Here is a 24,998-nt window from a genome sequence, read left to right on the forward strand (position 1 = left end):
AGAGCCTTAAGTTAAAACTGCCTATAGTTGTTGATTAGTTAAACGCATGATAACGTCTAGATCTTGGTCAATCTGTTGCATTTTCGACTCGACCATTTGGATATCGTGAATACTCGACTCTATTTGACTTGATGCGTCATTTGACAAAGATAGCATCTGATTCATTTCACTAGATAGTCCTTCTGATGATTCGTCTACTCGACTCATAAGCTGAATTGTTGTTTCGATAACGGATTTAATTGAATCGATAGAACTGTACACGTTATCAACCGTGTCGCCCGTGGTGCTCAAACTTTCTTGTGTATTTTTGGAAAGGTTGCGAACTTCATCGGCAACAACTGCAAATCCACGTCCCTGTTCTCCAGCCCTGGCGGCCTCTATTGCTGCATTGAGAGCTAATAAGTTTGTTCTTTCAGCTATACCATTGATAACACCAAGTATATCTTGAATCTTATTCGAGTTTACTTTTAGTACATCAACGTAGCTTTGCAATTCTTGGCTATGGCTTGCTTGCTTTTTGACTTCGGTGGAGAGTGTACTAAATTGTGTCTGAATCACGTTTAATATCTCGGTACTATCCGTCGCGTACTTGGAGATACCAGAAAAACTGTCAAGCATCGTGGTTAGTAGAGTTCTATATTGAGACAGGTCATCTATGGTTCTCTTTTGCAGCATCGTCATCTTTTGGTAGCTGTGAAGTTTGGACTCGTTGAAATAACTCCTGAAGTTACTAAATTGAATAGGGAAATTATCTGCATATTCGTCAGAAAAAGAGGTGTTTTCATCAGTTTTATATAGATAGAGCGCAGTTAAAGTCTCATTTTGATGGACACCAAGAAACTCTCCAAAAGTGCTAAAGCCCGCTACAGCCGGTATATCATCAAAATGGTGAATGTTTTTAAGTACAGCTTCATTTTTTAGACGGCGTAAAATACAGTCATTGGCGATCATTGCTATAGGAGGCGAGGATTTTCCTCTTTTAAATGCGTCGTAATCTTTTTGAAGTGACTGCGAAAAGTCATCAGCTTTCATTAGAATCAGTCTATCGCCAAACGAAAAATCGCAGAAAAAGCTTATGTTACCACTCTCTACATCGATATTAGATATTGAACGAATATAAATGTCGTTGCCTATTTTTACACCAAAAGTATGACTTGTAAGAGCTTTCGACAAACCTTCTTTTGAGCAACCAAAATGTCGACAAAGAGCATCGACTGGAGTCACAAGCTGCATAGAGCTCTCATCTAAAAATGATGTAACGGTTCGGGTTATTGGATCGGATTCAGCGATAGTAAATTTTGTATTAGTCGGGCTGTAGTTGTGGCTTTTTAAAATACCATACCGAATATTTTGTTTGAGCTTAGTGAAGATCATACTGGCTTTGTTTTTACTTATAACACCGTCGATACTTATATCAGCTTGTTTAAAATCTAGTTTTCCTCCTGCTGAGCCACCAATGAAGTAACACGGAAACAATCCACTATTGTATAACGCTTGGACAAAGAAATTTTCCGAAGCCGATAAACCATCAAAAAAGACCATTCCTAATGACGAGAGGTAATTAATTGAAAACGGTGGTTTTACGTTCTGTAAATCACGACTGATTTTATTGATACGTTCTTGAATTGAGAGAGTTGGTTGGCCATTTTTAATATCTTCACAATATAAAGGTACGCTTGCGACGAAAACGCTTTCAAACATGTTGTCACTGAAGCTTTGGATCACAATGTTGTCCCACTCTCCACTCGCGACGTGGTAAAGACCGTCTTTTCCTTTTCCCCCAAGTTCACCCGCGCTCATTATACAGACCACATGTTTTGCGAAGGGAAGAGCATCTTTGATTTTTTTGGATATCGTTTCAAACGATAAATTTGGTGAAACAAATGCAAGTACTAAAGAAGTATTAGCATTTTTAAATTCTAATTCCGCTAAGTTTGCTGGAGAAACTTGAGAGCTACTAATTACTTTGACTTTCGCGTATTCAGTTGGTGAAGAAATCATAGAATCGTCACGCTTGATGGTGTTACGCCAAGATAATTTAAACATACGCTTTCTCATGCTAGTTATAGTAAAAAATAACAGTGATTGTATTTGTCGTTTTACATTGGTGACTTGATAGAGGTCCCTGCTAAGAAGAGTATAGATTCATAAATTGTCGGGGTCATTCTCATCGCAGAAAATGTGCTTCTACTCAATATTTTTGCGATATCTATGCCATTTTGAATTCGATACTGTGAGATATGGCGGACAGAATAAGTTAGGTGACAATTTAGTAGATTTGATTACTTTGCTATTCAATTACTTTGATTATAGAATTGTTTGACTATCAAATTATTTGGGTTGGCTTATGAATTGTTGCAAAAAATCTGAGTTTTCCAACTTTAACGTGGAAAACGAAAAAAGGACTCTCCTCGTACTGATTTTAACTATTGTCACTATGGTTGCTGAGATTATTGCAGGTTCATTGTATGGCTCTATGGCCTTATTAGCTGATGGATGGCATATGGGGACTCATGCTGCTGCGTTCGGTATTACACTCTATGCTTATAAGCATGCAAAAAAATATAGCGTAAGTCGTGAATATAGTTACGGCACGGGAAAGGTTGGGATCCTTGGTGGATATACCAGCGCCATTGCTCTGGGTTCTGTCGCTTTGATGATGTGTGTCGAGTCAATAGAAAGATTTATTCATCCTCAATCAATACAGTTTAGTGAATCAATCGTTGTCGCATGTATTGGTCTTGCTATTAATGTTGCCAGTATGTTTATGCTGCATGACCATGACCATGACCATGACCATGACCATGACCATGACCATGACCATGACCATGACCATGACCATGACCATGACCATGACCATGACCATGACCATGACCATAATCTGAAAGCCGCGTACATGCATGTATTAGCGGATACAATAACGTCACTACTTGCTATTTTTGCGCTCATCATGGGGAAGTTCTGGGGTTGGAGTTGGTTGGACCCGTTGATGGGAATTGTCGGTGCTTTCGTTATTACTAAATGGGCTATTGGTTTGGCTAAACAGTCGGCACCAATTTTGTTGGATCGACAGATCAGTCGAAGAATAGAAAATGATGTTGTAGAAACAGTTACACAAGCAGGTGGAAAAATCAGCGATATACATATCTGGCGTATTAGCCAAAAGCACTATGCCGCTACATTAAAAATCAATGTGACAGATAGAGAGTTACAGTCGAAATACTTCCGGCAACTACTTAAACCTTTTGATACTCTTAGTCACTTGACGATCGAAGTAGAGACTGACAGCTGAGGTAACATGTCTACGTTAATAGAACTGAGCAATTTGCTTACTGAATTTTATGATAAGTTTGCTTCGTGGGAACAGTCGGTAGTACGTGAGAGCGACTACACACTAGCGCAAATTCATACAATGGAAGTTTTGGGGTCTCATGGCCCGATGAAGATGAAAGATCTTGCATCTAGGCTAGGGATTACTACGGGTACTCTGACTGTTCAGGTTGATAAACTTGTTAAAGCAATGTTAGCAGAAAGAATTTATTCAGAAACAGACAGAAGAACGATTCTTGTTAGTCTTACAGAAAAGGGGAGAGGTGTTTATCAGCATCATAACCATCTACACCTAACATTAGTTCAGGATTTAATTAAAAACTTAAGCGACGCTGATGAAAATAAGCTAATTGAAATACTGAAAAAACTTAATACAAATTTCTAACATTTCTCATTTATATGTACGATCAATGTATTTACAAATCATTATAAGCGAGATATTTCCGACTCAAAAATAAGAATTGTCTCGTTTATTAGAATTGATTGGCAATCTATAATTTATAAAACGATCAGTAAAAGATATTTGTCTATTAATTAATCACGCGACCGATCAATATATCACCAATCAAGTTTATTTTCGTCATTTTACTGTTATCTTATGTCATGTAGCTGTCATTTTCTCGTTTTTGAGATGGTTTTGACTGTTTTTGTTTGTTCATCTTCACAAATTAATTATATTTAATTGTTATTTTTATAAATAAATGTGTTGGGTAGATTTTTGCCTGAATATAAGTAATATACCGCGCATCGGGCAATAACTTGCTCGGGGGCAATATCTTGCTCACCAAAATAAAGAATTTTTAAAATTGAGAGTCTTTTTAGATTCTTATAAATGATACAAAAAAACAAATACAATACGGCTAAATAAAAAACAACGTCAGAGTAAAACATATTATGGGAAACGGTATAGTAGTTGGACACGTAGGGACTGATCATCATGGTTACCCTGCAACTCCTGTTATTTCCGGTGCAGGCACCGTTACATACGATGGTATTCCAGCAGCCAGGCTAGGCGATCCGCTCGTTATTCACGCTAAGCCTCTTTGTCCTCCGCATCCAAGATTCATAGCGGCTGGTTCTCCTACTGTTATGGTAGAAGGTAAACCAGCGGCTAGAGTCGGAGATCCCGTAACTTGTGGTGGTGTATTAATAGGTGGCAGCAGTGTTAACATTGGCTAAAAAACAATCTCAGAGAAATAAGAGTCAACTTATCTCTGGGCTTTCAGTGATTATTCTCCTTGCAGTGAGTGGACAATGTGCTGCTGCTGAAAATGAGCAGGACACCAAGTACGACTTGTCTTCTTATACGGCAGAGCAAGCATATGATGCTGGTCGTTTGATGCGTGCACAATTTAAGGATTCAATGGCAAGACCTTATCTCAAGTATTCTGCGGATAAAGGTAATGCAAATAGTGCTTATTTGTATGCAATGGATATCGTTTCGAGTAATCCTAATGCTGAAACCCCTGAATTAGCACGAGAATATCTAATTAAAGCGGCTAATGAAGGTCAACTCGATGCTACCTATTATTTATATAAAAATGGTACATGGTTTAGAAACGCAACAAGATTAAAGTATAGAAACTCATATCATGACGGTTCTATTGAGTTAGCTGAATCTGATCCGGGTAAGGCGAGTTTTAATTTATATAGATATTACAGTGATTTAAATAATAAGAAGTCATCTTATTATTTAAAAAAATCACAACAATATTTATATGCACCTGCTGTATTACAATCTTCAATTGCTTCCTTTGACGAACAAAGTAACCCTAAATTAAATTCAAAATTTATTCGCGATGTCGAATTTATTGCAAATAAAGGGTATATGCCAGCATTAAGAGCTTGTGTTGATTACTACGAAGAAAAAAATAAATTTGATCAGGCTCTGGAGTGGAAAGAAGAAGCTTTGAACTATGGGGATTTAATGTCTCTAGCCTCTCTAGCTAAGATCTACGCTGGTATGGTTCCTAGCTATAGTTTTGTAAAAACCGACTTAATTAAGTCATACGCCTATTTATCTATGTATATAGATAGCGCCGGAAAAAATCGCTTTTCTCATTTATACAGCATGATGGAGAATTTATATTCTGATATCTCTGAAAAGATGACAAAAGAACAAAAAGATAAAGCGAATGCTTTAATAAATAAATTCAAAGAGAAACAAGTTATTTTTTATAACTATGATCTACTTTGGAATTCATAATTAAATTATATTTTTCATTAAATTTACGCAATATTGACAAAGGTTGTTTTCTGTAATTTTTATTAATGATGTTTTAAAAACAAGACGGCTAATTAATAGCTCTATTTGTTATCATCTCTTCTGAATTACTTAATTCAATTAACAACGTTATTTGGTATAGGAATTGGAGACAAATTATGTCTAAAAGTGGAAGTGTTGCGCCTAAAGAGCGGATTAATATTAAATATGTTCCCGCTAATGGTGATGTACAAACAGAAATAGAATTACCTTTAAAGACTCTAGTTATTAGTGATTTTAAAGGTCACGCAGAAGACACACCAATCGAAGAAAGAGAAACTATTTCTGTCGATAAAGAAAACTTCGAGTCAGTGATGCGTGAAAGTAATTTGGAGCTAAACACCGGTGTTAGTAACAAATTAAATGACGACGGTGGTGAGCTTGCAGTTAATCTTAGCTTCAAATCGTTAAAAGATTTTACTCCTGATTCCATCTCTGATCAGGTGCCTGAATTGAAAAAACTTATCGAGCTTAGAGAAGCTTTAGTTGCACTAAAAGGTCCTTTAGGAAATGTTCCAGCGTTCAGAGAGCGTTTACAAGAGCTCATTACTTCAGAAGAATCGCGCGAGAAACTTCTTGCGGAACTTGATGTGATTAGTGGCAGCGATAAATAAGTTATCAATTGTAAAATTGATGTAATACATTCGGCATTTTGGTTAGGAAAAAGATACAATGTCTACAACAGATTCAGTAGTAGAACAGTCAAGTGCTCAGGCGAGTAATGGTAGCTTGCTTGAAGAGATAATGACTCAAACCCGTATAGCACCCAATGAAGAAGCCTATGGCATTGCCAAGAAAGGGGTTGCGGCTTTTATTGAAAACCTTTTAAATTCAAATCAAGACTTCGAACGAGTAAATAAGTCGCTCGTTGATCAGATGCTTGTTGAGCTTGATAAAAAAATTAGTAATCAAATGGATGAAATTCTTCATAACAAAGAATTTCAACAACTTGAGTCAACTTGGCGTGGCCTTAAACTGCTAGTTGATAAAACAGACTTTAAAGAAAACAACAAAGTTCAAATTCTTCACGCAACCAAAGAAGAAGTTTTGGAAGACTTTGAATACTCGTCTGATACGACTCAGTCTGGTCTTTACAAACATGTTTATTCCTCAGAGTATGGTCAATTCGGTGGTGAACCTATTGGTGCCATGATCGGTAACTATATCTTTACTCCTGGCTCTCAGGATATGAAGTTGCTGCAATATATGGCCTCTCTTGGCGCAATGGCTCATGCTCCATTTATTTCGAGTGTAGGTCCTGAATTTTTTGGCATCGACTCGTTCGAAGAACTGCCAAATATCAAAGACGTAAGCTCAATTTTTGAAAGTCCTAAATATGCGAAATGGCGTTCTCTAAGAGAGTCTGAAGATGCACGTTATCTGGGTCTAACTGCTCCACGTTTCTTGCTTCGTACTCCTTACGATCCAACAGATAACCCTATTCGTTCGTTTAACTATCAGGAAAGCGTTACTGAATCACATGATGATTACCTATGGGGTAATACTGCATTTGCGTTTGCCACTCGTTTAACTGAAAGTTTTGCTAAGTACCGTTGGTGTCCAAATATCATCGGCCCTCAGAGTGGTGGTGCGGTAGAAGATCTCCCTGTGCATGTGTATGAATCTATGGGTGCTCTACAAACAAAAATTCCAACGGAAGTGCTAATTACAGACCGTAAAGAATTTGAACTGGCAGAAGAAGGCTTTATTGCGCTAACTATGCGTAAAGGTAGCGATAATGCTGCGTTCTTCTCTGCGAACTCTGTGCAAAAACCTAAAATCTTCCCTAACACTAAGGAAGGTAAGGTCGCGGAAACCAACTATAAGTTAGGAACTCAGCTACCTTATATGATGATTATCAACCGTTTAGCACATTACTTAAAAGTTCTGCAGAGAGAGCAGATTGGTTCTTGGAAAGATAAAAAAGATCTAGAAAGAGAACTGAACTCATGGATTAAACGCTTTGTCGCTGACCAGGAAAACCCACCGGCTGACGTTCGTAGCCGTCGTCCACTTCGCTCAGCGAATATCCAAGTATCGGATGTTGAAGGTGATTTAGGTTGGTATAAAGTGTCTCTCGCAGTTTGCCCACACTTCAAATACATGGGTGCAAACTTTGAGTTATCTCTTGTAGGTCGTTTGGATAAAGCATAATTATGTCCTATATCGCACCCGAGGAAATCGCATTTGGCGTAGGCTTTCTAGAAAGACTGGAAACTGGTGCCAGACCAAGGTCCCTGACTCAGGGACCTGATGCGATAGATGTCCTCAATTCGATTAAGAAAAACGTATCGAATGTGCTTAATACCCGGTTGGGCACTGCGCAAAGTGCCCCCGAAATTGGTTTAATTGATTTTAACGATGCAACATTGGAAGCGATGGATCTCTCTTTACGCATTCGTATTGCTATCAAAGACTGTTTGAAATCTTTTGAACCTCGGTTGAAGCATATTCTAGTGGAGTCGGATCGTGATGATTTTAATCCGCTGACATTACGCTTTCGTATTACCGCAGATATTAACTGCGAAGCGCTTCACGAAAAAGTGAAGTTCAATCTACTGTTAGATCAAAACCGTCGTTATCGAGTGTACTAATTAATGGCTCAAAGCAAATATTTTCGTGACGAGCTTTCGTTTCTGAAAGAACAAGGCAAACAGTTTACTGAAATTCATCCTCAGTTGTCTCGGTTCCTGCATGGTCAGGTTACTGACCCTGATGTTGAGCGACTTTTAGAAGGCTTCGCATTTCTAACTGGCCGTCTGAGAGAGAAAGTTGAGGATGAATTTCCGGAGCTGACGCACTCGATCATTAATATGCTTTGGCCAAACTACCTGCGTCCAATACCAAGTATGAGTATTTTGCAGTTTAAGCCACTTAAAAACGTTAGTGAGAAGCAGACGATTGCTTCTGGAGTAGAGGTTGACAGTAAGCCAGTGTTTGGCACTGCTTGCCAATTTAGAACTTGTCGCGAAGTTAATGTATTCCCTATTGAGATGCTGGGTACGAGTTGTCACCATACTCGCGAGGCATCTGTGGTTGAGCTTTCATTGTCGATGATAGGTGATATGTCAGTAAACGAAGCGGCATTAGACACTTTACGATTTCACCTATCTGGCGAAACCTACAGCGCACAGATGCTGTATTTCTGGATCAACCACCATCTGAAAAAAGCGTCTGTTGTCGTGAATGGAGCTGAATTCTCTCTGCCACCAAGTGCCGTTAAACAAGTCGGTTTTAGAAACGAAGACGCATTATTACCTTACCCCAAGAATGTTTATGAAGGGTACCGGATTTTGCAAGAATACCTTGCGTTTCCGGAAGCATTCCACTTTTTCGATGTGAATCTCTTGGATCGAGTAATACCTCATTCAGTCAGAGGCCAATTCACCATTCGACTAACGTTTGATAAAACACTTCCCGCTAGTGTACGCGTCAATGACGAGAGCTTTAAGTTGTATTGTACTCCCATCATTAATTTGTTTGAGCATGACGCAGATCCTGTGTCTCTAACGGGTAAAAAAACTGAGTACCGCATAATTCCTTCTAGTCGTACTCCTTCTCATTATGAAGTATTCAGTGTAGACCATGTTGAGGGTTGGCAAGATAAAAGCCAAGAAAGTCAGAGAGTTCGTGGTGAAAAAAGAGTTTATCATTCATTTGAAAGTTTTCAGCATGAAGTAGAGAGAGCGAAAGACCGCACGGCTTTATATTATCGCAGTCGAATCAAAGACAGTATTCGAGGCGATGGATTCGATTCATACATCTCGTTTGTTCGAGGCGACGAAAAAGTAGCGCATCACATCGATGAAGCTATATCAATTCGTTTGACCTGTACAAACCGTTTGTTACCGATTGAATTGGCAGTTGGCGATATCTGTGAACCAACTAATACATCACCAACCTTTGCTGAATATCAGAATATCACAGTCCCTACTCAGTCTCTTCGTCCAGTGTTGGATGGCAGTCTGTTATGGGTGTTGATTTCTAATTTGTCTCTGAACTACATGTCTTTGCTGTCAAAAGATGCATTGAGCAGTGTACTCAGAGCATACGATTTTAGAGCTTTAGTAGATAGACAAGCAGAAAGAGTCGCACGTAAGCGACTACAAGGTATTAGTAAAATAACAACTAAACCTTTAGATAAAGTGTTGAAAGGCATGCCAATTCGAGGATTACAATCTGAGTTACATGTTGATCAAACCGCTTTTGGATCTGAGGGTGATTTGTACCTGTTTGGCACCGTTTTAAGCCACTTTTTTGCTTTATACGCCAGTATTAACTCATTTCACGAATTGGTGATGGTTAATACGACTAACAATGAGAAGTATACATGGGGAACTCAGACCGGTATTCAGCCACTGATATAGAAAAAGATGTTCTAGGGCTAGATAACCCAAGGTCATATAACTTTTTTCAGTTGGTTGAAACGATACACAAGTTTCAGGATTGGGATCCAGAATCGGATGATTGGGAAAAGTTTTGTAAGCTTGTCTTTTCTGCCAATCCCAGTTTGGGGTTTTCGACATCGGATGTCACTGATGTTGAGATGATCGATTCTGACAGGGTTCAGGTTGAAACCAGCTTTTTCGGTTTAGCTGGCGCTAACTCCCCATTACCGGGATTCATTATCGAACAGTTGATCGATACTGAAAACGCAGGTTTGAAAAGGCCTTTTTTAGATTTTTTCAATAACCGAATGATCACTTTAATTTATCGGATGTGGCGAAAATATCGTTACCACGTTCGATTCAAGCCAGGTGCAGAAGATCCATTTTCGCAGCAGCTGTTTGCTCTAATTGGTTTGGCTGATCCTCGTTTAAGAAGTGAAACCAAAGTGAACTGGGCAAAAATGCTGGCTTACTCTGGCATGTTGGCGGGAAGAAGTCGGTCACCGCAAGTCGTAGCAGGGATTATTGGTCACTGTTTTGATTTAGATGACGTGTCGATTCGACAGTGGGAAAAACGCAAAATAAACATAGATGCTTCCCAACAGTTTTCCCTTGGTGGGCAGAATAGTGAACTTGGAGTAAACACTTTAACTGGAAGTACTGCGTTTGACTGTAACGGGAAGTTCTCCATCTGTATTGGAGGATTAAGTCGTCAACGATTTACGGATTTTTTGCCAACAGGCAAAGATTTTAACGCACTTAAGGATTTGGTTGAGTTTATTTTGCGTGAGCAGCTTTCTTACGATCTGGAGCTATCAATGAACGAAAAAGATATCCCAGATTTTAAACTCGATAGTAGTGATAGTTTGGCTTTAGGCTGGTACACGTTTCTCGGCAAAGAAAAAGCGAAGAAAAACGTACAAATCCAAGTTAGAGGGTAGAGGAATTTCGTATGTACGATCTGTCATTATCGATGATGATCACCAACACAAAGTACTTAGAGTCTGGAACATCGCCTAAGAAACAATGGCCACAAGCAGGCGGAAGTATTGGTTCTAGCTATGCGGATGACTGGAAGCTTAAAGATAGCCAAAACAAAGTTCACCCGATGCATTGTGAAATCATCATTGTTGACGGTGCATATTGTTTGAAGGATACAAGCGGTGACACATTTATCAATGGTTCTTCAATGCCAATCGGGAAAAATGATCTCGCTAAGTTATGTCACAAAGATGAAATTCACGTAGGGCCATTCAATATTCGAGTTTCCTTGGTAGAAGCGAACAAAGAAATGGAATCCAGTGAGTCACTGGACCAACTTATTCCTTCTCGAGAGCGTGGTTTACTTGATAACGGAGATGCGGATCTGATTACTCATCAGGACCATCAAGGTGTTGCAGATCCGCTACTCGCTCTCGATGAAATGATGGGACAGCCAGAAGATCCCGAGCGTCTCATTAAGCACGAAGTCATTAATGAAAAAAATGAAAGTGCTCTGCATTCTGTGGATTTAGGTGAGAGAGCCGCAAGTATTTCGACGCAGCAGTCTGATAGTGAGAATGTCACTGCATCGTCAATCGGGTTGAAACGAATCATTGGATTCGGGAGAACCTTATCAAATAAGGTCCACTCACATTTTGAGTCGGACCATAGAAATAACACTAAGAACAACGTCAGTACAAAACCAGAGCAAACAACGCAAGGTACAGAGGGCTACGGTATGGACAATAATGTATTGGATTTATTAGAAGAAGAAGTGGCGAAAAGCATGACTCCTTCTTCAAGAAAATCGTCAGAGGCTGGTACATCAAGTCACCTGTTAACAGGACCTATGATGAACGGTATGGGTGTCGATTTAGGTGATACTGAAGACATGGAAAAGATGCACATGCTCTCCCAAGAGCTTGGTGAGTCTTTACGCTCATGTATAGAAGGTTTACTGGAGCTTCACAAGCAGATTGATAGTGGTCATTTCGGTGTTATGAATCGAAGCCTACAGCCAATTGAAGATAACCCACTTCGTTTAGGTCTTGATTATCAAGATACTATCAAAACGATGTATGAAGCAGATAAAAGCCTGGTTCATTTATCCGCTCCTGCGGCCATCAGCGAAAGCCTGAAAAATATCCGTGACCATAATGATGCAGTTCAACATGCGACTGGAGAAGCGTTACAACAGATTCTTGCTGCTTTTTCACCTCAAGTTTTATTACGTCGATTCAACAGTTATAAGCGTGGTCAGGATAGCGAACAAACTAATCATGATAGCTGGGCATGGAATATGTATTGCAGCTACTACAAAGAGCTAACCTCTAGCCGCCAGAAAGGCTTCGAAAAACTGTTTTGGCAGATATTCGAGCAGGCCTATGACAAAAAAATCAGAGAAAAGCAATTGGAGTTCTAACAGTGAAAAAGCTGCTATTTACATTATGCCTTCTGGCTTCACTCACCGCTTGTTCATCCTCTAACGAAGAGTACAACCCGGCAGATGACCAAACTACCGTAACATTCAGTATGGTGAGCGATGATGGCGTAAACCCGAATATTTGGGGAGAAGCCTCTCCAATCGAAGTTCAAGTATTTGAGTTAGAAGACGACTCGATGTTTATGTCCTCTGACTACGACACAATCAAAGCGAATTACAAAGCTGCACTGCGCAGTAACTTTGTTAAGAATTACGATTATGCTCTGACTCCTGGACAGTTTAAGTTTGTGAATTCTTTGAAGATTTCACCTGATACTCATTATATTGGGGTACTTGCGCACTTTTCTGAGCCTGAGTTAAGTGATTGGAAAAAAGCGGTAAAAGTAATCAATAAAGGACGTCAGTATCATTTGTTAATGTTCTTCAAAGATTACGATGTGAAGTTAGAAAGAGTGGAATAAAACGGCATGTTCAGTCATAACCGAGTCATTTGGAATGAAGGGCTTTTTATTAAGCCGCAACATTTCCAACAACAGCAACGTCATACAGAGCATTTGATTGATGAAAGAATGAAATCTGTCAGCTCCTATCTTTATGGTGTGACTGATTTTAGTCTGAATCTTGAGTACCTCTCTTTTGGACGTATCGCTCTAGAAAGAGCCTCCGGTATTATGCCGGATGGTTCGATATTCAAAATTCCGCAGGAAGATCCTACTCCAGAGCCTCTGGAAATCAACGATGCTTCATTAGCGAACCAGCTAATCTATTTGGCGATCCCTTTAAAAAGTGATTCGCTGATGGAGATTAACTGGCCGGAAGAGCCTGGAACTGGTCGATACGTCAGTCGTCGCCAGGAAGTAAGAGATACTCACAGTATTCAAGGTGATATGACGACATTAGACGTCTCTCCTATGAATATTCGTCTAATGCTTGAAAAAGAAGACCGCAGCGCGTATGCCTCATTTGCTATCGCTAAAATTTTAGAAAAACGCCCTGATGGTAGTGTCGTTCTCGATTCGAACTTTATCCCATGCCATCTTAATTCTGCGCTCAACAATGAATTGCATCGATTCATGACTGAAATGGCGGGTCTGATGGCGGAACGAAGCAAAAATATTGCTCAGCGTATCAGCTCTCCATCGCAGGGTGGTGTTGCCGATGTCTCAGATTTCATGCTGTTGCAATCACTGAACCGTATTCAACCTCAGATGCAACATTTAGCTGAATTACGTGCGGTACATCCTGAACGTTTGTATCAATTTCTGACATCAGTATCAGGCGAGCTTTCTACTTTTACTAATGAGAGCCGTACACCCGGACATATACCGGCTTATAACCACGAATTGCCAACGGACTGTTTTACTCCCGTTATTCGTTATATTCGTCAATGCCTAAGCGTTGTTCTAGAGCCACGTGCAGTCTCCATCCAACTAGACAAGCGTAAGTATGGTCTGATGGTTGCGCCAGTTAATGATCCGGGTCTTATGGACGATGCTGAATTTATCATTGCTGTTAAAGCCAGAATGCCGCTTGATGAATTACGTAAGCTCTTCATTCAACAAACTAAAGTGGCATCAGTAGAAAGCATTCGCGATTTGATTTCACTACAGTTACCTGGTGTTCCGCTAATTTCACTTCCAGTAGCACCTCGTCAGTTGCCATATCACGCTGGTTATACCTATTACCAGTTAGATAAATCAAGTTCAGCGTGGTCAATGCTAAACGAATCGAGTGGTTTTGCATTCCATGTGGCGGCTGCATTTGATGATTTAGACCTTCAATTCTGGGCAATCAGGAGTTAACCATGAGAGAGTCTACTTATAACGAACAATACAACGATTTGTTATTCGACAGCGTAGAACAGATCAATCTGGATAAAGACTACTGGTTTCAATTACGTGGCGATAATCCAAATGTTCTTATTGATGCAGCAACACCTTTGTTTGGCTTAGCACTTCGAGTGAGAACACTCACCTACTGCGATAGTATCGAGCAAATTTACAATCAAGCAGTTGAAGAAATTAAGTCGATTGAGATCGAGCTTGGTGAGAATGGCTATGATCATGCCATTATCATGGCTTACCGTTACATTTTATGCGCATTCCTAGACGAAGCAGTCATGGGAACGGAATGGGGCTCATCCAGTATTTGGGCTGAACATTCAATGTTGTCTCGTTTTCATAACGAAACATGGGGTGGTGAAAAGGTTTATACCATTTTAGGCCGACTTGAAAGCGAACCAAAACGTTACCGCGCGCTACTGGAATTTATTTACCAGTGTCTGATTTTAGGCTTCGAAGGGAAGTATCGCGTGATGGAAAACGGCAAAGTCATGCGTGAAAAAGTCATCAATGGATTGCATGAACTTTTATTTAGTCATGATGATCCAGATTTCAAGACACCTCCGCTAACCAATGCACAGAAAAATGTTGTAGAGCAAAAGTATCTGTTAGGTCGTGAATGGCCTATATGGAGTATTTTTGCTGGATTTGTCGTGTTCTGGGGCATTGTTTATTTCGGATTTAATTGGTTACTAAGTGGCAAGTCTGCTGACGTCATTAACCAACTCAATCAATTACTTTAATTACAATTATTAGGCTAGGTGATCAACGTGATCCGTATCGAATTACCCACTCTCATTTCTAAATTAAACGAGCAGAGTAAATTGGCGCTGGAACAAGCGGCTTCACTTTGCATTCAACGACAGCATCCAGAAGTGACCCTAGAGCACTACTTAGATGTACTACTTGATAATCCACTTTCTGACGTACGTAAAATTCTAAAAAATGCAGAATTAGATCATCATGATGTAAAGCAAAGTATAGTTAGTACTTACTCTCATGGTGACTATGTTGATACATATCCTGCATTTTCTCCTATGCTTGTGGAGTTGCTGCAGGAAGCTTGGCTCCTGTCGACGACTGAACTTAATCAGACTGAACTTCGCTCTGGAGCAATTTTTCTAACTGCGATTTCCCGTGCAGATCGTTACCTGCCATTCGAACTGATTAAGACGTTTGAATCAATTAATAGAGAATCGTTAAAACGTCATTTTGACCAAGTGCTTGCAGAGTCATCTGAAACACCCGTCGAGCAGGCAAATCAATCTCCAGCGAATGGTGAATCTCTTACTCAAGGAGCGGTAACGCCATTAAATAAATTCTGTACTAATGTAACGGCGCAAGCGAAAAATGGCGAGCTTGACCCTGTATTGTGTCGTGAGAATGAAATCAATCTGATGATTGATATTCTCTGTCGCCGCAGAAAAAACAATCCTATTGTTGTTGGTGATGCGGGTGTTGGTAAGAGCGCGATGATCGAGGGTCTAGCCCTGAGAGTTGTGGCTGGAAACGTGCCTGACCAATTACAAAACGTCGAGCTTTGGTCGCTCGATCTTGGTTTATTACAGGCGGGAGCTTCAGTTAAAGGTGAGTTTGAAAAGCGTCTGAAAGGCGTTATTGATGCGATAAAAAATTCACCAACACCCATCATTTTATTTATTGATGAAGCTCATACCCTTATTGGTGCTGGTAACCAAGAAGGTGGCGGTGATGCGGCTAACTTACTTAAACCTGCTTTAGCGCGCGGTGAACTCAGTACTGTGGCTGCAACAACCTGGAAAGAGTACAAGAAATATTTTGAAAAAGATCCCGCTCTGACTCGTCGTTTCCAACTTGTTAAACTGGATGAGCCATCTATTTCTCAGGCGGTTGATATTTTACGTGGTCTTAATACCGTTTATGAAAAAGCTCATAACGTTCTTATTACGGATGAAGCTTTGAAAGCGGCGGCGGAATTGTCTGCAAGATATATTTCAGGTCGCCAACTTCCCGATAAAGCGATCGATGTACTTGATACAGCGTGCGCAAGAATTGCTATCAATCTAACAACGCCGCCAAAAAGACTGGCTCAACTTGAAACTAAGTGCTTTCAGCGTCAACTAGAAATCGAAATGTTAGAGCGAGCTAAGTGGCTCGGTAATGCTGTTGATGTTGAGCGCCTTGATGAACTCAAGACAGAAGAAGTTGCTGACGAAGTTGAAAAATCAGAACTACTAAAAAGCTGGGAAAGTCAGAAAGAATTGGTTTCATCAATAATTGATCTGCGTTCTCAACTTATGGAAGCAGCGCAACATGCTGGTTGTGAAGAGGGTAGCGAGTCCGATATCGAAGCAGCCGAATTGGCTGCAGAACTGAGTAATAAATATGCACAGTTAGACGCAATTCCCCATAAAGAACGTTTAATGTATCCACAAGTCGATTCTGAACAAATCGCAGAAGTGATTGCAGATTGGACTGGTGTGCCAGTTGATCAAATGAACACGGATGAGCTGCATAAAATTACACACTTAACCGATATTCTCGGTAAAGCGATTAAAGGTCAGGGACCTGCGATTGAACGTGTTCATCGCCATCTACTGACTGCCCGTGCAGACCTTCGTCGTCCTGGCCGACCTAAAGGTGCATTTTTACTTGTTGGTCCAAGTGGTGTAGGTAAGACAGAAACCGTAGTTCAGCTTGCAGAGCAGTTATATGGTGGAAAGCAGTTTTTAACCACGATCAACATGTCTGAGTATCAAGAGAAGCATACCGTTTCACGTCTGATCGGCTCGCCTCCTGGCTATGTAGGCTTCGGTGAAGGTGGGATTTTGACGGAATCCATTCGTAAGATGCCATATTCGGTAGTTTTATTGGATGAAGTTGAGAAAGCCCACCCTGAAGTACTCAATATCTTCTATCAGGCGTTTGACAAGGGTGAACTTGCTGATGGTGAAGGACGTTTAATCGATTGTAAGAACATTGTGTTCTTCCTGACTTCGAACCTTGGATATCAAACAATCGTCGATCATGCTGAAACCCCAGATGCGATTGAAGAAGCACTCTATCCAGAATTAGCCGGTTTCTTCAAACCTGCACTGTTAGCTCGTATGGAAGTTATTCCTTACTTACCGCTTAAGCGTGATGTTCTCGAGGAAATTGTGAAGTTCAAACTGGTGCGTTTAGAGCAGCTATTCGTTACTCGATATTCAGCAGACGTACAAATTGATGATGAGTTGATTGAAGAGATTCTCAATCGAGCTACTCGCTCCGAAAATGGCGCTCGAATGCTGGAAGCCATTATTGAAGGTCAACTGCTACCACCTGTATCGCTTGCATTATTGAATAAGCTTGCGGAAAGGGCACCTATTACCAAAGTGCATCTAACCGCACGGGATGGTGAATTTATTGGAGAGGTTGAGTAACCATGAACAACTGGTTAGCTTGCGCCACGGATTTGGTATTAGTAAGAAAAACGAATGAGTTGATGACGTTATTCGTCTCAATTATTCAACGTGAGTTAGGGCTTACTACCTGTGAGCTACTTGTACCATCAGCGGATGGTAGAACCCTAATTTCACATGATGGTCAATCAGGGTATTCTTGGTCAGTGACTGACTTCGATTGTCCGTTTGCTCATGTATTACAATCTGCTCGATCCATGACAATTCCATCTGATGAGGTGGGATTCTGGCGTTCTAACCGGTTTTTCAACCAGTACGTTGAATCTCTTGGAATGTTCGATTCTGTAAGAGTCGAACCGCTTCCTATCGGTAAATCTGCTGTTCAAGCCTTGTTATTTGTTATTGGTGAACAGGACCGCATTTATACCGCATTTGAGAATGACGAGTTCCTAAAATTCATCAATGTGTTTACTTATCAATGGACGTTGTTAAGAGACATGCAAAGAGATGAAAGTTATCAGCGTGACTTAAAAGAGTCACTTTCTGAAGAGAAGAAGAGCCGAACGCAGCAGCAACGCTTAAATCAGCTCAGTAAGACATTGATCGGTACAAGTCAGACAATGAATCGCATGCGTGAGCAGATCTTAAGTGCGGCTCGGTCTCAGTTGTCGGTAATGGTTCAGGGAGAAACTGGGACGGGTAAAGAACTTGTCGCTCAGGCTGTCCACGATTTCTCTGAGAGAGCCTCCCAACCATTTATTGCAATTAACTGTGCTGCAATTCCAGAAAACCTGCTAGAGAGTGAACTGTTTGGTTATTGTAAAGGTGCCTTCTCTGGCGCTGATTCAGACAAGCAAGGTCTCATTGCGCAGGCTAATGGTGGAACACTGTTTTTAGACGAAATTGGTGATATGCCGTTAGCTCTCCAAGCAAAGCTGTTGCGTGTTTTAGAGACACGGATGTATCGACCAGTGGGTGGTAAGGATGAACTTACTTCAGATTTTCGACTCGTTTCAGCGACGCATGTGAATCTTGTCAATCAGGTTAAGGCAAAAGAGTTCCGTCAGGACTTGTATTACCGTCTATTCCAATACCCGATAGCCGTACCCAAATTGGCCGAACGTCTTGATGATCTTCCTCAGCTAGCTGCGCACTTTATCGCTGAATTCAACCAATCCCATGGAAAATCTGTCCGCGGCATAAACTTCCGTGCTATCGATCGGTTAAAAGAATATGGCTTCCCAGGAAATGTACGTGAATTAAAGCATTTGATTGAATTTGGTTGTGCTCAAACCAGCGATAACAGTGAAGTAGAGCTATCGTGCTTGGCCCACCGTTTGACGATCTTCGACGAACCTAGTCTGGATAATTTTGAATCGGTTGAATCTACCGTTGAGAATGCTTGTGAGTTTTCGGTTATTCATGACCTTAAACAGGCATTAAATGAGTTTGAAAGCCGCATCATCAAAGAACGTTTAACGCTATTTTCTGGTGATAGAGCAAAAGCCGCTGAAAGTTTGGGTATTCCGAAAAGAACACTGGCTTACAAATGCCAGAAGTTGGAGATTTAACCATGGCGATGACTTTGAAGCGTTTTTCTTTGGCCATAGTTAGCCTTTCAATCGTGTTGTCATTCTCACCTATCACTCAAGCTGATGATTCGGTGCAGCAGATACAACAAGCGAAAAAATGCAGCGAGGTACCAGACCGATTGTCCCGTCTGGCGTGTTTTGATGATGTATTTAAAACTCCGATACATCGCCAGTCACTCAGTGAACGTCAGGTAAAGCCATTTTCGTGGCAGCAAGCAATGGATTCCTATCGAGATACTGCGAAAGGAGATAAAACACATCTCAACTTGCAGGGTGTCGGTGAAGATTACAATGCCTGGTTAACCGTTGGTGCACTTAATGGCAGAAAGCGTTATAGCAAAGGTCCTATTCCCGTCTTAATGATGAGTTGTATTGATAAAATCAGTCGTATTGAATTGGCGATGCCCAAAGAGGTCAAGCAAGCACAGTTAAGAATCTCGCTTGTCTCCGGTGATACGAAATTCTGGCGTACAGATGATACTGGTCTATTGCTTACAGCGGGTCGTGGTATTCCTGCCATTGATCAAATGAAGAAAATTATGCGTGAAAGAACCATTACGCTACGTTCAAGCGATTCCACTATCAATGGTTTGGTATTTGAAACCGATACGTTGAGAGAAGATTTAAAGCCATTAAGAAAACGATGCGATTGGTAGGTTTGAGATGGAATTAGCGCAATATCGCGAATTAATCGCCCAGCCGATTCCTGGAGAATCCCAGGTCGGTAGCAAGTTGCTGGATGATCCTGTCTTCGAGTATGTCGAAGACCAGATGATGAAAGTAGGCTCTTTATCTCACGACACAATCGAATGGCAAGATGTTGAAAACAAGACGCTTGAATTACTGAGCACAAAGTCGAAGGACATCAAGTTGCTCACCTATTTAATCCAATGTCTGTATAACCAGTTATCACCCGCTCGATTTAATCTATCGATGATTTTGATTGGTGAATTTGTCGACCATTACTGGGAGGAAGCATTTCCGGCACCTGGACCAAAAGGAAAGGTCCCACGTAAACGACTTCTGGCTCAGATTGGACAAAGAGTAAAAGATGCCTACGAAAAGGTCGATTTAAATCGGTTCGTGGATGATCGTGAAAAGGAGCTTGATCAGGCCTCCGAAGTCCTTGCTAATGCGGTTGAAAAACGAGCTCTGGAATCTGATGAACTTTCTTCAGTCATTCGGAACATTCGTTCTCATTTAAGTCAGGCTGAGCAACGAAGGAAACTGGCGGAAAGCCAGAAAGAACAGCAGCAACAAAATGTACAAAGTACTGCTGGAGGCAGCGGCGTTGAAAGCGGTGCTCAGTCATCTAGCTCTGTTAGTTCTATTGCAATTGATACGTCGAATGAAAAAGCGACGAAAACCACGTTATTAAAAGTCGCTGAAGTTCTGAGTGATCAACATAACGGTGGTGGGCTTTCGATTCGAGTAAGACGTTATGCCGTCTGGAGTTCTATCAATTCTGTACCTGATCATAATCCTCAGGGCGAGACCTTACTGCGTCCAATGCAGCAGGATCGTATTAAAGACTATCAGGACATGATGCACAGTCCCGATTTGTCTTTATGGAAAAAGGTAGAGCAGAGTTTGACGATGGCGCCGTACTGGTTTGAAGGGCACAAAATGAGTTATGAGATTGCTTTAGCTCTGGGTCATAAAGATTGGTGCGAGGCGATTCGTGATGAAACCGAACGGTTTTTACAGAAATTACCTCAGCTAAAAGATCTTTCATTTAAAGGGGGCGTGCCATTCGTCCCAGATGAAGTCTCTGAATGGTTGGTGGAAACTGCGCCTTCAGCTGGTCAGTCTGGTGGTTCAGGACAAGGATGGGGTGATATCCGCAAGCAAGTCACCAAACTTGCTGAAGATAAAGGAATGAATGAAGCACTTTCTATGGTTAACAATGGCCTGGAAAATGAAATCGAGCCTCGTAACCAATGGTATTGGCGTTTAATGTCCGCCGATCTTATGAAAGCACAAGGCTTTGAAGCAATGGCAAAAGAGAGCTATCAGACTCTCTACAAACAAGCGTTAAGTATGAATGTTTCCGATTGGGAACCATCCATTATTCAACAATTAGAAAAATATACTGCGTCAGAATAAGTAAGGAATACACATGCTAACTATGTTTAGACGAGCTTTAGGGCTAGCAAGAAAAATTAAGCCAGGCATGTTTAACCTAGGACCGGCACTATTATTGATCTTGTTTATATTGATCAATGCCGCGATTTGGTTTATTGGCCCGTTGTGGACATATCATGGCGCGAAGCCACTCATTACAGTGTCTGAGCGACTGATGGTCATGATGATTTTTTCCATAATCTGTATTGCTATGTGGGGCTATGCGCAATGGAAAAAACTGCAAAAGTACCACGCAAAGCAAGAGCAAGAAGAGCGTTTTCGTCAAGACCCAATCAAAGTCTATGAAGAACGCCAGGAAAAAGAACTCAATCGTGTTGTCACCAACATGACGAAAAGCTTCGGTCATAAAGACAGTCTTTATGTACTACCTTGGTTCGTTGTCCTTGGTGTTGAAAATGCGGGTAAAACCAGCTTAATTAACCGTTCGGGTCAGAAGTTTAGTTTTTCTACTGCGATGAAAGCATCTGGTCAGAAAAGTGAGAATCCGTATTCATTCGATTGGTGGATCGGTGATAAAGGGGTGTTAATCGATCCCGATGGTGAACTGCTGACTCAGGGCAATCGAGACGAAGATAATGATGGTGAACTTGAACGTCGCTTGTGGAAACATTTTGTTGAATGGCTAGATAAAACACGTAATCGCCGTCCTTTGAACGGTATCGTATTAGCCATCGATATTGCGCATCTTTCTACTGCACGAGCGTCAGAGCGAAAAGCTTATGCCAATATGCTCAGAGCACGAATTCGCGAATTGGTTGAGACCTTAGCGATTCGTTTACCTGTCTATATTACTTTGACAAAACTCGATTTGTTGTATGGGTTTGAACCTATCTTCAAGAATTATTCAAAAGAACAACGTGAAGCGGCATTAGGCTTTACATTCGAGTTGAATCCAGAAGAAGAAAACGTTGATGCGTGGCTTGAGTTATTTGAGAAAGAGTACGCAGGTTTTGTCGAACGCCTGAATGATTTAGTACCGACTGCGACATTGAAATCTTCGGGTATGGAAGAACGCAATGCTATTTATAGCTTCAGTCGTCAGATTGCTGGCTTACAATCGATTCTCAAAGAGTTTTTCCAAGAAGCGTTATCGAGTGACCAGTTCTCAACGCCAGCGTTGGTTCGTGGGGTATATTTTACTTCCGTTTATCAACAAGGTGTTCCAACGAACGCTTTTGATGATGCAGCATCTCGTCGTTATGGTTTATCTCATGCAGTGAACCGAGCTCAGAATGCAAAAAACTCGAGCATTTATTTTGCACCAAAACTGTTTAGTAACATTATTTACAACGAGTCTGGTCTGGCTAACGACAATCGACGTGTCGTGAAACAAAAACGCCGCCTTGTTGGACTGTCTGTCGCTGTCTGCTCAGTCGCAACATTGATTCTGTTTGGCTATTGGCAACGGTATTACAGTGTGAACGTGAATCATGCTGAAGCCGTTATTTCAAAAGTGAATGAGTTTAAGCATCAGTTACCACCTAATATCTATGCAGCATCGCAGAAGGACATTCTTACGTCATTGAACAAGATCCGTGAAGCGACATTCGAATTTGGATATTTTCGAGATAAATCAAAGTATTTTTCAGAAATGGGACTCTATCAAGGGCATACTATCGGACCTAAGGTTGAGAAGACGTATCTGGATCTTTTGGAAGCTCGATTCCTGCCAATTCTGATGGCTGATGTGATTATTAAACTGAATCAGGCTCAGACTGAAGACGATAAACTGGCCGCTTTGCGTGTCTATCGCATGATGACGGATAAGCAGGGGCGCTACAACGATATCGTGATGGATTATTTCTCTCGCTATTGGGCGAAAGAGTTTCCAGGTAAAAGAACGACTCAGGAACAGTTGATGGGACACCTTGCTTATGCGATGGACCATACTGATCTGGCGAAAGCGCGTAAGGACGGTGATGAGATCGCTGAGCAAATTATGCGTCCATACGATACAACAATTGCGACGGTGCAGACCGAATTGGGCTCTGTACCAACAGAAGAAAGGGTATATCGCAATCTGAAGCTTAATTCGCAAACCGTTCTTGGGCCAGCAATCAACTTGCGCAGCTTAGTTGGACCTGTCTTTGACATGGTGTTTGAGGAAAAAGTTGCTACAGGGAATGGCGGTTTATACATCCCGGCCATGCTAACGAAAAACGGTTTTGATAGTTACTTTGTTCCACAGATCAAAGAGGTGTCCGAGTTAGCACTGATCGATAGTTGGGTATTGGGTATTAGCAAAACAGCAGAATTCAGCGAGGCGGATAAACAAGCCTTGCGCGACAAGATTCGTGAACTGTACGTAAAAGATTATACCGATACATGGCAAGAAGCCTTAGCTGAAGTTGATGTGAAGTACTTCAACGATATCAATGATGCGGTGACGGTTCTGGATAATCTAACTGGCAGTGTAGAACCACTACAAAGACTGTTACGAACATTGGGCAGCAATACTGAACTCTATGCTGACCTTCCAGAAGATGAAGATGCACGTGAAGAAGTACTGAAAACGCCAAAATACAGAGTGGCGTCGGAAATTGATTCTCCGTTTAGCGAACTTAATGGCATGTTGAAGCCAGTAGGTAGCAAGCCTGCTTATATCAACGAAGTATTGAATTCCGTTGATGAGCTGAAACTTTATCTGAAAACAATGCAGTCTTCGCCTGATATGGGTATGGCAGCACTCGAAGCAACCAAAGCTCGCATGAAATTGGTGAATACGGATCCAATCTACACCTTGAAACGTGTGGCGTCTGGCTTACCGAAACCGCTTGATGAAATGATGACGAAGTTAGCGAATGAAAGCTGGTATGTCGTGCGTCAGGAAGCCATGAAGTATCTGGAAAAACGTTGGCATGATGATGTCTATGTGGCTTACCGTCAGAAGTTAGCTGGGCGTTATCCATTTAATCCTGCTTCGCGTAAAGATGCGTCTTTGGAAGATTTTGCTGACTTCTTCGCGCCGAATGGTGTACTCGATAAATTCTATAACGACCAGTTAAAAGTCTTTATAGATGAACGTTCGTACGGCAATGAAGATGAAGAGCAAAATGGAGAAGTGATTAAGCCGCAGATTTTGGCTGAGATTAAGAGAGCTAAGCGGATTCAAAGTGCCTTCTTTAACCGAAAAGGTGTACTGGATGTGAATTTTGCTGTGGAGCCAATGCGGTTATCCGGCAATAAGCGTCGCAGTGTATTAAACGTGGATGGGCAGTTCTTATTGTACAGCCATGGTTCACGTGAAAACGTTGAGCTGATTTGGCCAAATACGTTACGGGACTCAGCAGTATCTAAGATTACGCTGATACCAACGAAGACCAATATTCAGCCAAGAAGTATAACGATTCAGGGACCTTGGGCATTCTTCCGCTTGCTTGATCAAGGGGATGTTGTCTCAGCAAGTAATACCTCGGTCGATTATAAATTTACCGTTGATGGTGGTGATATGGTGTATCGCATTAACTCTGAAGCAGATGCGAATCCATTTACGCAGCCATTGTTCAAGTCCTTCAGGATCTCAAGTACGTTGTATTGATATCCGGTTAGAGGCGATACCATCAGGTTCGCCTCTTTGTTTAAGAATGAAAAGCAGAGGCGTGAAGAAAAATATAAATAAGACACGCCTCAATCC

The 24,998-nt window shown here is 41.2% G+C and carries 19 protein-coding genes; 18 read left to right on the top strand and 1 reads right to left on the bottom strand.

Features of this window, described 5'->3' with window-relative positions:
* Window positions 1–21 precede the first annotated feature (21 nt).
* Window positions 22–2,046 (bottom strand): methyl-accepting chemotaxis protein, encoded by a 2,025-nt coding sequence (locus tag EES38_RS22575; protein WP_166434199.1) that lies wholly within the window; start codon window positions 2,044–2,046, stop codon window positions 22–24.
* A 301-nt stretch (window positions 2,047–2,347) separates the two neighbouring features.
* On the opposite strand from EES38_RS22575, the gene dmeF reads away from it, so the two are divergent.
* The 18 genes from dmeF to tssM all read left to right on the top strand — a co-directional run bounded on the left by dmeF (window position 2,348) and on the right by tssM (window position 24,902).
* The gene (dmeF, locus tag EES38_RS03245; RefSeq protein WP_124935720.1) at window positions 2,348–3,292 is read left to right on the top strand and encodes a CDF family Co(II)/Ni(II) efflux transporter DmeF; all 945 of its coding nucleotides are present in this window, start codon (window positions 2,348–2,350) and stop codon (window positions 3,290–3,292) included.
* Window positions 3,293–3,298: 6 nt separating this feature from the next.
* Window positions 3,299–3,715, top strand: a complete 417-nt coding sequence (locus tag EES38_RS03250) for a MarR family winged helix-turn-helix transcriptional regulator (RefSeq protein WP_124935721.1) — start codon at window positions 3,299–3,301, stop codon at window positions 3,713–3,715.
* Window positions 3,716–4,224: 509 nt separating this feature from the next.
* Window positions 4,225–4,509, top strand: coding sequence for a type VI secretion system PAAR protein (locus EES38_RS03255; RefSeq protein ID WP_124935722.1), 285 nt, complete (start codon window positions 4,225–4,227; stop codon window positions 4,507–4,509).
* A complete protein-coding gene (locus EES38_RS03260) occupies window positions 4,484–5,536 on the top strand; it encodes a hypothetical protein (protein ID WP_124935723.1) in 1,053 nt (350 codons plus the stop codon). Before EES38_RS03255 ends, EES38_RS03260 begins: the two co-directional genes overlap by 26 nt.
* A gap of 176 nt (window positions 5,537–5,712) precedes the next feature.
* Complete coding sequence (gene tssB / locus EES38_RS03265; protein ID WP_124935724.1) at window positions 5,713–6,207, top strand: type VI secretion system contractile sheath small subunit; 495 nt, start codon at window positions 5,713–5,715, stop codon at window positions 6,205–6,207.
* Between the two features lie 58 nt (window positions 6,208–6,265).
* Window positions 6,266–7,747 (top strand): type VI secretion system contractile sheath large subunit, encoded by a 1,482-nt coding sequence (tssC, locus tag EES38_RS03270; RefSeq protein ID WP_124935725.1) that lies wholly within the window; start codon window positions 6,266–6,268, stop codon window positions 7,745–7,747.
* Between the two features lie 2 nt (window positions 7,748–7,749).
* On the top strand, window positions 7,750–8,187 hold the full coding sequence (tssE, locus tag EES38_RS03275) for a type VI secretion system baseplate subunit TssE (protein WP_124935726.1): 438 nt from the start codon (window positions 7,750–7,752) through the stop codon (window positions 8,185–8,187).
* Window positions 8,188–8,190: 3 nt separating this feature from the next.
* Window positions 8,191–9,960, top strand: a complete 1,770-nt coding sequence (gene tssF, locus EES38_RS03280; protein ID WP_124935727.1) for a type VI secretion system baseplate subunit TssF — start codon at window positions 8,191–8,193, stop codon at window positions 9,958–9,960.
* Window positions 9,924–10,922 (top strand): type VI secretion system baseplate subunit TssG, encoded by a 999-nt coding sequence (gene tssG / locus EES38_RS03285; RefSeq protein ID WP_124935728.1) that lies wholly within the window; start codon window positions 9,924–9,926, stop codon window positions 10,920–10,922. The genes tssF and tssG overlap by 37 nt, the downstream gene beginning before the upstream one ends.
* A gap of 11 nt (window positions 10,923–10,933) precedes the next feature.
* Window positions 10,934–12,385 carry a type VI secretion system-associated FHA domain protein TagH gene (tagH, locus tag EES38_RS03290; RefSeq protein ID WP_124935729.1) on the top strand — a complete coding sequence of 484 codons (1,452 nt, stop codon included), beginning with the start codon at window positions 10,934–10,936 and terminating at the stop codon, window positions 12,383–12,385.
* A 2-nt stretch (window positions 12,386–12,387) separates the two neighbouring features.
* On the top strand, window positions 12,388–12,867 hold the full coding sequence (tssJ, locus tag EES38_RS03295; RefSeq protein ID WP_124935730.1) for a type VI secretion system lipoprotein TssJ: 480 nt from the start codon (window positions 12,388–12,390) through the stop codon (window positions 12,865–12,867).
* Window positions 12,868–12,873: 6 nt separating this feature from the next.
* A complete protein-coding gene (gene tssK / locus EES38_RS03300) occupies window positions 12,874–14,208 on the top strand; it encodes a type VI secretion system baseplate subunit TssK (protein ID WP_124935731.1) in 1,335 nt (444 codons plus the stop codon).
* A 2-nt stretch (window positions 14,209–14,210) separates the two neighbouring features.
* A complete protein-coding gene (gene icmH, locus EES38_RS03305; RefSeq protein WP_124935732.1) occupies window positions 14,211–14,990 on the top strand; it encodes a type IVB secretion system protein IcmH/DotU in 780 nt (259 codons plus the stop codon).
* A gap of 27 nt (window positions 14,991–15,017) precedes the next feature.
* Window positions 15,018–17,648 (top strand): type VI secretion system ATPase TssH, encoded by a 2,631-nt coding sequence (gene tssH, locus EES38_RS03310; protein WP_124935733.1) that lies wholly within the window; start codon window positions 15,018–15,020, stop codon window positions 17,646–17,648.
* A 2-nt stretch (window positions 17,649–17,650) separates the two neighbouring features.
* Entirely contained in the window at window positions 17,651–19,198 is a 1,548-nt protein-coding gene (locus tag EES38_RS03315) for a sigma-54 interaction domain-containing protein (protein ID WP_124935734.1), read from the top strand.
* 2 nt (window positions 19,199–19,200) lie between these two features.
* Window positions 19,201–19,875 carry a type VI secretion system-associated protein VasI gene (vasI, locus tag EES38_RS03320; protein WP_166434200.1) on the top strand — a complete coding sequence of 225 codons (675 nt, stop codon included), beginning with the start codon at window positions 19,201–19,203 and terminating at the stop codon, window positions 19,873–19,875.
* A gap of 7 nt (window positions 19,876–19,882) precedes the next feature.
* Window positions 19,883–21,325 (top strand): type VI secretion system protein TssA, encoded by a 1,443-nt coding sequence (tssA, locus tag EES38_RS03325; RefSeq protein ID WP_124935736.1) that lies wholly within the window; start codon window positions 19,883–19,885, stop codon window positions 21,323–21,325.
* Between the two features lie 22 nt (window positions 21,326–21,347).
* Window positions 21,348–24,902 (top strand): type VI secretion system membrane subunit TssM, encoded by a 3,555-nt coding sequence (tssM, locus tag EES38_RS03330; RefSeq protein ID WP_124935854.1) that lies wholly within the window; start codon window positions 21,348–21,350, stop codon window positions 24,900–24,902.
* Window positions 24,903–24,998 lie beyond the last annotated feature (96 nt).

The organism is Vibrio viridaestus (assembly GCF_003856525.1).
Lineage (GTDB): Bacteria > Pseudomonadota > Gammaproteobacteria > Enterobacterales > Vibrionaceae > Vibrio > Vibrio viridaestus.